General features: G+C 71.3%; 3 protein-coding genes. 1 reads left to right on the top strand and 2 read right to left on the bottom strand.

The features are described 5' to 3' along the window. Nucleotides 1-59: 59 nt before the first annotated feature. On the bottom strand, nucleotides 60-1,568 hold the full coding sequence (locus ACFWEP_RS30770; protein ID WP_387374994.1) for a PstS family phosphate ABC transporter substrate-binding protein: 1,509 nt from the start codon (nucleotides 1,566-1,568) through the stop codon (nucleotides 60-62). A 220-nt stretch (nucleotides 1,569-1,788) separates the two neighbouring features. Beyond that, nucleotides 1,789-3,996 carry a serine/threonine-protein kinase gene (locus ACFWEP_RS30775; RefSeq protein ID WP_387374998.1) on the bottom strand — a complete coding sequence of 736 codons (2,208 nt, stop codon included), beginning with the start codon at nucleotides 3,994-3,996 and terminating at the stop codon, nucleotides 1,789-1,791. Nucleotides 3,997-4,488: 492 nt separating this feature from the next. Between ACFWEP_RS30775 and ACFWEP_RS30780 the strand changes: the two genes are divergently transcribed. Further along, nucleotides 4,489-5,382 (top strand): glycoside hydrolase family 19 protein, encoded by an 894-nt coding sequence (locus ACFWEP_RS30780; protein ID WP_387374996.1) that lies wholly within the window; start codon nucleotides 4,489-4,491, stop codon nucleotides 5,380-5,382. Nucleotides 5,383-5,571 lie beyond the last annotated feature (189 nt).

Consider the following 5,571-nt stretch of genomic DNA (forward strand, 5'->3'; position numbering starts at 1 on the left):
CCTTCCGTGTCCCGGCCCGCGGCCGTTCCGCTTCCCGGTCCCGGTCCCGGCGGTGACCGTCAGGGGCCGTCCCCGCAGAGCGGGTACGCCCGCGGGGCCGAGCAGGGCAGGTGGCCGTGGTTGCGCAGGGCCTGCTGGTCGTGGCTGTTCACGTAGTCGAGGAAGCGGGCAGCGAGCGAGTCGGCGGCCGGTTCCTGGTACGTGTACGCGTACTCGACCACCCAGTACGGGTAGCCGTTCGTCGTGATCTTCCCGGGGGACGGTTCCTTGCCGTCGATGGTGACGCGGTGCAGCCCCTTCGGCGCGGCCGCCCCGGTGCGCAGTTCGCTGTAGCCGATCGCCCCGTCGACGGACCCGACCGTGCGCAGCACCTCGTCGGTGCTGCCCAGTTCGCACCGGGTGACCAGCACCTTCGGGTCGTCGGAGGTTCGGCAGTCGCGGGAGGACGTGGGGATGGGCTCGTTGCCGTCCAGCACCCGGCGCTGGAGAGCCACCCGGGTGCCCGAGTTCGCGTCCCGGCTGACGAGCCGGATCTCCAGGTCGGGGTTGCCGGGGAAGTGGTTCCAGTTCCGGATCTCGCCCCGGTAGATCCGACGCACGTCGTCGAGCGACAGATCCTTCGTGCGCACCTTGTCGTTGACGACGAGGGAGAACAGCACCACGGCGACCCTGCTGTTCTCGCTCAGTCGCGGGTAGCCGCCGGGTTTCGGGTCGTCGGAGAAGACGACCGTGGCGGGGGAGGCGCCGCGTTCGGCGAGGAGCCGGACCCCGGCGTCGCTGCCGTGCATGTCCACGTCGATCGAGGATCCCTCGCACGCCTGCGTGTACAGCCGCGCCAGTTCGGTCACGGCCGGCTGGAAGGCGGTGGATCCCGCCACCCGCAGGGAGCCCTTGGCGCATTCGACCGGCGGCGGGGTGCGGTCGAGCGCCAGGATGATCGAGGAGAGCGTGACGACCCCGATGGTCAGAGCCACGGTGATGAACCGTGCCGCCCGGCTGAAAACCGGCGGCTTCTCGTCGGGGCGGGCCGCGCTGTTGACCCGTACGTCCCCGTCCCGGATGCCGCCCACGATCCGGATCGGGCTGCCCACTTCGCCGCCGGTGAGCAGCACGAGGAGCTTGAAGTGCTGGTGGCGGTTGAGGGGCACGCGCGGCAGCCGGATGAGACCGCCCTCCTGACGCATCCCGGCGGCCGGGGTGAAGTGCTCCATCAGATGGCCGGACTCGACGGGCTGGGTGACGGCTATTCCGCGCACCGTCCGGTCGCCGAACTCCACGGTCAGACCGTGCCGGTCGATGCCGGTGTAGTCGTCGCGGGAGATGGACTGTGAGCCGTCGTTCTCGATGCGCAGCAGGACGAGGGTGGCGTCCGACATGTCGGGGGTCTCGTCGAAGAGCCCCAGCCGGACGTTGACGCCGCTGCCGATCGGGGTGTCCATCTGGACCCGGTACCCGATGCGGCGCTGGGCCGGGACGCGTCGCTCGTACCAGATCACCCCCACGGAGACCAGCACGCCGACCGCGGCGGTCGCGACGGCCACGATGTTCTCGGCGCTGAACCAACTCACGGCTGCCTCGCACTCCCTCGTGCGTACCGGACGGGGCGCGCACCGGCGCGCCCTTGGGCGGCCCACCGTACGAGCGGGAGAGCGGGGACGGTGGTGCGGAGGGAGTGTTGTCGGCCGGTGTTCGCCTCTTGTTCAACTGGTCCCCGAGGGAGGTCCGTTCAGTCCGCTCCGGCTCCACGTGCGGTCGCCTGGGGGGCGGATCGGCGGAGCTCGCGGGAGGTCAGAAGGCTCTGTAGTACTCGCCGGGTTCGTCGTCCTCGCCGACCGCGCTCATGCCGTGCACCAGCAGGCGTTCGCGACCCTGGTAGGTGTCGACCCGCAGGTACCGCGAGCCGTCGGAGAAGCAGTCGGGGTCGGAGCGGTCCACCGGCGCGAGCGTGTCCGGCCCGGCGATCAGCAGGCCGCCCACGCCACCGACGACGGCGGTGCTCGCGCAGTCGACGGGGTCGGGGGCCGGCAGCCCGGTGTCGAAGTCCAGCTTGGGAGTTCTTGACACGTACCGGACGAGCGATGCGCCCACCGGCCCCTGTGTGACGGTCAGGTCGTACTGGTACGGACGCCTGGGCCGGGGGCCCTGTTCGGGGGCGCGCTTCCAGTGCCCGAGGAAGGTGGCCGGGACGGCGCGGGGGCCGCTCGCGGCGCGACGGAAGGTCGCGTGGACCGCCCCGGACGCCCACTCCATGACGTCGGGCGAGCGCACGGTCAGCGTCTGACGGCCGACCGGGGTGCACCGGCCCGCGGGGATGCCGGTGGTCACGTCGCTCTCGTCGAAGACGATGCGTTCCTCGTCGGCACCGACGAGGACGGACCGGCCCGTGCAGAGGCGTTCGCCGAAGACCTGGACGTAGGCGGCGGTCCGGTGGCCTCTGGTGCCCTGCTCGATCTCGATCCGGCCGGTCTCGTACGGGGTGTTCCCGGCGCCCCTGAGCACGCCCTCCCAGGCTCCGAGGTAGACCTCGGGGATGTCTCCGGGGCCGGAGTTTCCACGGGGGCGGGGGCCGTTGCCGCCGTAGTTGTCGCGGGTGTCGCCGCTGTCGGGGTCGCTGTTGTCGGGGTCGCTGTTGTCGGTGTCCTTCGCGAGGTCGGCGGATTCGCCGGGTCCGACGAGTCCGCCCAAGCTGCCGAACCCGCCCGCGGACTGGTGCTGGAGGGCCAGGCCCGCGCCGAGGAGTCCGGTGACCGCGCAGGCGGCGACCAGCGCGGAACGCCTTCGGGGACGGCCGTTCCCGGGGGCGTGGGTGGCGGACACGGGGTGCGCTTCCGGGCCTGGTGCCGAGGGAGACGGCCGGGGCGTTGCCCGGGGAGTCGCCGGGTCGTCGGGTGGGGTGGGCGTCGGGTCGACGCTCTCGGGGGTGGGCGTGTCCGCGTCCAGCAGTCGGGCCGCCTGGGAACCGAGTACGGCCAGGAGTTCGGGTGGCAGCCAGGCCTCGGGCTGTCCGTCCCGCCGGGGCGGAGCCGACCGGGCCAGAGCTTCGGCGGTGGGGCGGCGGTCCGGGTCCCGGTCCAGACAGGACCGCACCAGCGGGACGAGCTCGGCGGGCAGCGCGGTCAGGTCCGGCTCGTCGTTCGCGATCCGGAACATGATCGCGTGCACCCCGCTGTCGGATGCTCCGAAGGGCTGCACCCCGGTCGCCGCGTACGCGAGGACCGCACCGACGCAGAAGATGTCCGAGGCGGCGGTGACCTTCTCGCCCCGTACCTGTTCGGGCGACATGAAGCCCGGGGAGCCGATCACCGCGCCGGTGCTGGTCAGGCCGCCGTCCGTGACCGTCTCCACGGCACGGGCGACACCGAAGTCGATGATGCGGGGGCCGTCCACGGTGAGCAGGATGTTGGACGGCTTCAGATCGCGGTGGACGAGGCCCGCCGCGTGAATGTGGATCAGTGCCCGCCCGAGCCCGGCGGCCAGGAAGCGCACGGAGGCCACGGGCAACGGCCTTACGCCCGCCTTGCCTTCGCTGCTGCGCCCGGCGCCGTCCAGGAACTGCCCGCCGTCCTGTGCGTGCTCGTCCCGCGTGAGTCCGTCCTGGGTGAGTCGGTCCGGGGTGAGTCCGTCCGGGGCGAGTCCGTGCGGGGCGAGTCCGTGCGGTGCACGCTGGTCCCACACGTTCCGGTCCCGGACATGCTGATCCCGTGCGGGCTTGTCCCGTCGCGGACGCCGGTCGCCCACGACGGTACGGAGCGAGGGGCCTGGTACGTACGCGATGGCCACCCAGGGCAGGGCGGCTTCCGTGTCCGCCGCGATGACCGGAGCGGTGCCGGCGTCGCCGACGCGTTCCAGCGCGGCGACCTCCCGGGCGAACCGGATCCGGAACTCGTCCACCACCGCGAACTGGGCGTGCACGACCTTCACCGCCACGGTCCGCCCGCTCTCCGAGCGGGCGAGATAGACGCGCCCCATACCTCCCGTGCCGAGGCGCCCTAGCAGCCGGAACGGGCCCACACGAGGAGGATCTTGAGGAGTCAGCGGGTCCACGTCCGGGATACTCGCACACAGGTCGGCCGAGCAGCGCGGTCCCGCGCCCCGATGGCCGAAGCGGAATCTGCCGGGAATGCTCCGCGTCCACGGGAATCCGCTCGCGTGCTCGAGCTTCGGAGCCGATCGCTCCCTCGAACTGACTTGCGGCGAAGGGGGTCCGGCGGGGGTGGAGCAGTTCCGGATCCGTTGGTGGCATGGATCACTGCCCAATGGGGCGTCGCGTTCAACGCCTGCGCGTCTAGGGCCTGTTGGGAAAGGGTGCGGGGCGTTCGGCGGGTCGCTGATCCGGCCCGGGGAGTCCTGGTGAAGAAGGAATGAAGCTTGGTCCAGACCTTGACAGGTCCAGACCATTCTCGCTTGAGTGTCCGCACCCCCACAAGACGGCGCACCTCCGGAACGGTCAGAAGTCCGGACGCAGCGTCGCACCGAAGGAGTGATCACGTGTTCCGACGCGTCATGGGACTTCTCGCCGCAGCGGCGGCCGTAGCGGCAACAGTCGTCGTCCTTCCCGCAGGTACGGCCTCCGCGGCGACCTGTGCCCCCGCCTGGAACTCCTCGTCCGTCTACTGGGGTGGCGACTCGGCCTCCCGAGGCGGGCACAACTGGACCGCCAAGTGGTGGACGCAGAACGAGATTCCCGGCACCACCGATGTCTGGTCCGACGCCGGCACCTGTGGCACGGGCGGCACCACCGACCCCGGCACGCCGGGCACCTCCGGCTTCGTCGTCAGTGAGTCGCAGTTCAACCAGATGTTCCCGAGCCGGAACTCCTTCTACACGTACTCCGGGCTGACCGCCGCTCTGAGCGCCTACCCGGGCTTCGCCAACACGGGCAGTGACACGGTCAAGCGCCAGGAGGCGGCTGCCTTCCTCGCCAACGTCAACCACGAGACCGGCGGGCTGGTGTACGTGGTCGAGCAGAACACGGCCAACTACTCGCACTACTGCGACACCTCGCAGTCCTACGGATGCCCGGCGGGCCAGTCCGCGTACTACGGCCGCGGCCCGATCCAGCTGAGCTGGAACTTCAACTACAAGGCCGCCGGCGACGCCCTGGGCATCAACCTGCTGTCCAACCCCAACCTCGTCCAGACGGACGCGGCCGTCGCCTGGAAGACCGCCCTCTGGTACTGGAACACCCAGAGCGGCCCGGGCACGATGACCCCGCACAACGCCATGGTCAACGGCGCCGGGTTCGGCGAGACCATCCGCTCCATCAACGGCTCCATCGAGTGCAACGGCGGTAACCCCGCCCAGGTCCAGAGCCGCATCAACTCGTACCAGTCGTTCACCTCGATCCTGGGTGTCACCCCCGGCTCGAACCTGAGCTGCTGATCCCCTTCGCGCTCCGGGGCTGCTCCCCGAACCGCTTGCGCTCCACCGTCTCCACCTCCTCCTTCGCATGACCGGGCGGGGGGGGGGACCCGCCCCCCGCCGGGGCCCCCCCCCCCCGGCGGCGGGCCCGAGGCCAAGGTGGCCAGTACCGGGGGCGAGACACCCCAGACAACCCCCCACCGCAGCCAG

This window comes from Streptomyces sp. NPDC060198 (genome assembly GCF_042728415.1).
Taxonomy (GTDB): Bacteria; Actinomycetota; Actinomycetes; order Streptomycetales; family Streptomycetaceae; genus Streptomyces.